Raw genomic sequence first — 4362 nt, forward strand, 5'->3', positions numbered from 1 at the left:
GGGTACTGGGGAGCTAAAAAGAAGATCCCGGTGGTTTCGACGGTGGATAAGTTTCCCAAGGGCAGGTACTATACCTATTCTGATGTTTTGATAGCTGTATCGACTGCTGTGGCGAAACACCTAAAGGAGCAGGGCTTTGTGTCAGAAGACATAAAGGTAATCCCAAACCCCGTAAATGTTGAGGATTACAAGCTTGATACAGACAGGCGAAAGGATCTCAGGGATAAGGAAGGAGTGCAGGAGGGAGAGATTGTAATCCTTGGTATGGGGAGGTTTGTCCCATGGAAGGGCTTTGATCTTTTGATCAGGGCCGTTTCGTCTTTGGATGTTCAAAGGCCTCTTCGGCTTTGGTTGGTGGGGGATGGGCCGATGAAGGACGAGCTCATGAAGCTGGCAAAGGATGTTACTGGTGATGATCCTGGCAAGCATGTAAAGTTTTTCCCCTTTGCCAAGGACGTAAGGCCTTTTTTGTGGGCTTCTGACCTTTTCGTTCAGCCTTCGCATTATGTTCCGGGTTCAGGAGGGCCCGAGGCCTTTGGCCTTGCCCTGCTTGAAGCCATGGCCTCCGGGCTGCCGGTGGTGGCTTTCGCTTGTGGCGGTACGTTGGACTTGGTTCAGGATGGGAGAACCGGCTGGCTCGCCGAGCCAGGCAGCTTGGATTCTTTGAAATCTGCGATATCTAGGGCAATTAACGCCCTTAAATTCAAGCAGAGGGAACAAATAGATTCTGAAGAAATCGAACGATTCAATGTTAAGAACATTGCCGGAGAATTTGTTCTTCTGTACAAAAACGTCCTGTCTAGTAGCGATATATGAAAGAAGGGGGAGCCTAGATGAAGGTCGCAATTGTAATCGAGGGATTTGGGAGTGGTGGTGCGGAGAGGGTAGCGTGCGTGTTATCCAAAGTGTTAGCAGAGAGAGGCTTTGAAGTCGTCATATTGACTATTGATGGAGTTTCAAATAGATTCTATGCTCCTCCTGATTGTTGTAGCCACATTGATTTGAGATTAGTAAGACGTAAATTACCTTTTTTAAAGCGATTTTTGGGTTTCCATGTAATTAGATTTGAAAAGATAAAAGAAGCCTTGAGAGAAATAAATCCTGAAGTCGTCATTCCTTTTGGTTCCAAACTCAATTGCTTGGTTCTGATGGCATTAGAGGGGCAAGAAAACAAACCGCCTGTAATAATAACGGAGCATGGTGACCCTCAACGGGGTAGGATGGAATGGACGTACAAGTTGCTAAGATTGAAGACATACCCCAGAGCCAAGGCTATGGTTTGTTTGACTAGGTATGCTGCAGACTTTTGGGCACGCCGCATTCCGAATGTACCAACCTATGTGATTCCAAATCCCTTTTCTTTACCTGAGGGTAGTAAAGACGTTGCTAAGAAACCGGAAAAGAAAGGAAGAAAGATCATATTATCTGTGGGTAGATTAGCGTACCAAAAAAATTATCAACTCCTTTTGAAAGCCTTTAGTTTGATAGCAGACAAATACGACGATTGGGATGTTCACATATATGGCGAGGGTAAGAAGCGAAAGGAGCTTATCAGATTAGCAGAAAGGCTGGGAATCAAAGATAGAGTGTTTCTTCCCGGAGTTACGGATGAAATATCTACGATCTACCTGAACGCTGAAATATATGTTCAGTCCTCGTTTTTTGAGGGTTTCTGCAATACGTTGGTTGAGGCAATGAGTCTTGGTCTGCCAGTAGTAGTAACAAATTGGAATGGGGTGGAAGATTTAGTAGAAGATGGTGTCAATGGCCTAGTCGTGCCATTTAGTGAGGAAAACCTCGCAGAGGCTATGGAGCGGCTCATAAATAACGAAAACTTAAGATGTAAACTGGGAAAGGAAGCCCAAAAGTTAAAATATAAACTCACAGTAGAACAATATGGGGAAGCATGGTTTCGCGTTGTGAAAGAAAACGCAGGTTGCAAATAGTTTCACATAGAAAGGAGCATAGCACGTTGGATAGCGTCAGAGGTTGCCTTTTTAACGGTTACGGTTTGATGATTCATGTTTTTTGTTTTTCTTTGGGGGCGTCCCTTTTTGGAGTGGGGTACGCTGCGGTTTTTGTTTTAATAATGTTAGCGTGGGTTATGGTAAATATGTTTAAGAAAAAAATAAAACTTACTAGTGTGTTGAAGTTAAGCTCCAATAGGGGTGTTTCTTGGGTAGTTTTGTTTTTTTCACTCTTTTTTGTTGTCGCAGTCCTTTCAGATTTTGTTAATGGAGGGGATTGGGATCACAGGGATGGATTGCTTCCGTCGATTATCGTAGGCCTTTATATATTTTTGGGTGGTTTAATTGCCACAAAAGACGGCAAAGACAACAAAAAGCTCCTCGAAACATATCACGTTTGGTGTGTTTTGTGGGGAGGCATATTGTTATTGTTTTTGGAGCTGCGTTATGGGTGGAAGCTTTTTGCTTACCGTAGTGGAATTTTTGACAATATAAATCAATTGATGACTGGAGTCTCCATGCTAGGTGTTCTAAATTGGGCTATGTTTCTGGAGAACATGAGGGATAAAAGGATTTTATCCGCTCTTTCTCTTGGTGTGGCCGTTTGGTCGATAATTTGTGTTTTAGAGTATTCTACATCTGACATATTGCCTTTTATTTGCGTTATTTCATACGCATTGGTTCTTTTTTTGTGTGAAACAAAGCTTGCTCTTTTTATGTTGTTGTTTTTTGCGATGGCAAGTTCGTTTTACCTTATCGGAGATGGGAATATAAGGAAATTGAGCAGTGCCGACTTTATAGAGATAGGTTATTGGCGAAGACTCCTAAACCACCGAGAAGAAATCCTTACGGTATCCTCACGGATTTTCTCAAAAAAACCCTTACTAGGCGTTGGAGCAGGCAATTTCGGCGCTTATTACAACGATATTCTGCAAAGTGCAAAAGACCTGCCCAAGAAGCTGCAGGTTTTCGACCATACTCACAATATATGGATACAACATTTTGTGGCTCATGGTGCATTTGCAGGGGTGTTTTTTGCATGTTTTTTGCTTTCATCGTTACGACTGATAATTTTAGGCTTGTGTAGTAATAGAGCCAGGAAGCTGTCCCTATCAGCGCTGGGGATGTTTTTTGTGTTTTTGGTATATGGGGCATTTGAGTATGTCCCAATGTTTGAAGAACTGCTCCCGCTGGTTTGGGGAACCTTAGGGCTTTTAGGGGGGCTTGTGGTTCTAGAGGAGGCAGAAGATGCGAATAATCCAGGCTATTGATGCTTCAGGGTGGGGTGGAGCCGAAAATGTTGTTGTGTCGTTGAGCAACGGCCTTTCTAGAAGAGGCCATGAGGTTGAGGTGTGGGTTCGTAGAAACTCTCTGCTTTGTGATGAACTTGAGAAATCTGTCGTGGTTAGAGAGGTTCCCTTTTTAAACGATGGTGACCCAATGACTGTTTTTTTGTTTGCCAAAGCATTGAGGTCTTACGATGTGCTTCACGTGCATCTGGGCAAAGCTTCCATATTGTCTGGGTTCGCTAACGCTTTCCTGCGAAAGAGGTTTAGCAATAAACTTTTTTGCCACATGCACAGTTTCCACAAGCCAAAGCACTATAGGAACCAAAAACAGATCATATGTGTTTCCAAGGCGGTAGAGGATTACGTTAAAGAGAACATGCCCTGGGTGCAAAAGACATGGGTTGTTCACAACGGAATAGATTTGCTAAAGGCTCAAAGCGCAGAACCTTTGGTGCCCAGGAATGCTGATAGGGTGAGAGTGGGGTTGTTGGCTTCCTTTAAGAAGGGCAAAGGGCACGAAGATTTGATCAAGGCAGTAGCGTTATTATTGAAGTCGGATTTGCCCGTGGAGTTGGTGCTTGGAGGTGAGGGGCCGCTCTTCCCTGATATGGTGGCTTTGGCGTCCGAGCTGAAAATTTCGGACAGAGTCAACTTCATGGGTTTTGTGCCGCCAGAGAAAGTTTTCGGATTTTGGAAGTCCGTGGACGTAGCGTGCTTTCCCTCTTATGTTGAAGGGTTCAGTATGTCCGTGGTGGAGGCAATGGCTTCTGGAGTTCCTGTAGTGGCGTATAATTATCAGGGAGCCACCGAGGCCCTTGGAGAGGGTGCCGTATTTGTCCCCGTTGGTGATATGACAACGTTGGCCAGGAGTTTAAAAATGATTATAGAAGACCATAAGCTGAGAAAGGATCTTGCGGCTATCAGCTTGCAAAAGAGCAAAGGTTATTCCGTTGAAGCCATGGTTGATGGGATTTTGGAAGTTTATAGGTCCACTCACTAGTTTTCCTGGTGTCCTAACTTTTCAGTTGGGGGCTTGGCAAAATCGGGTTTATTAGATAGTATATATTTCGGTTTCATTCCAAGCTCCGCATCTCGCGGTGACTCTG

The 4362-nt window shown here is 44.2% G+C and carries 4 protein-coding genes; all 4 read left to right on the forward strand.

What is annotated here, in order from left to right; genetic code table 11:
• The coding region (locus tag V7Z69_RS09505; RefSeq protein WP_334139753.1) for a glycosyltransferase family 4 protein at window positions 1–816 on the forward strand (816 nt) is incomplete at its 5' end.
• A gap of 17 nt (window positions 817–833) precedes the next feature.
• Window positions 834–1946: a glycosyltransferase family 4 protein gene (locus V7Z69_RS09510; RefSeq protein ID WP_334139754.1), complete on the forward strand. Its 1113-nt coding sequence runs from the start codon at window positions 834–836 to the stop codon at window positions 1944–1946.
• A gap of 26 nt (window positions 1947–1972) precedes the next feature.
• A complete protein-coding gene (locus V7Z69_RS09515; RefSeq protein WP_334139755.1) occupies window positions 1973–3238 on the forward strand; it encodes an O-antigen ligase family protein in 1266 nt (421 codons plus the stop codon).
• Window positions 3216–4256, forward strand: coding sequence for a glycosyltransferase (locus V7Z69_RS09520; protein ID WP_334139756.1), 1041 nt, complete (start codon window positions 3216–3218; stop codon window positions 4254–4256). The genes V7Z69_RS09515 and V7Z69_RS09520 overlap by 23 nt, the downstream gene beginning before the upstream one ends.
• The last annotated feature ends 106 nt before the right edge of the window (window positions 4257–4362 follow it).

The organism is Thermovirga lienii, from assembly GCF_036847465.1.
In the GTDB taxonomy this organism is placed as follows: Bacteria; Synergistota; Synergistia; order Synergistales; family Thermovirgaceae; genus Thermovirga; species Thermovirga lienii.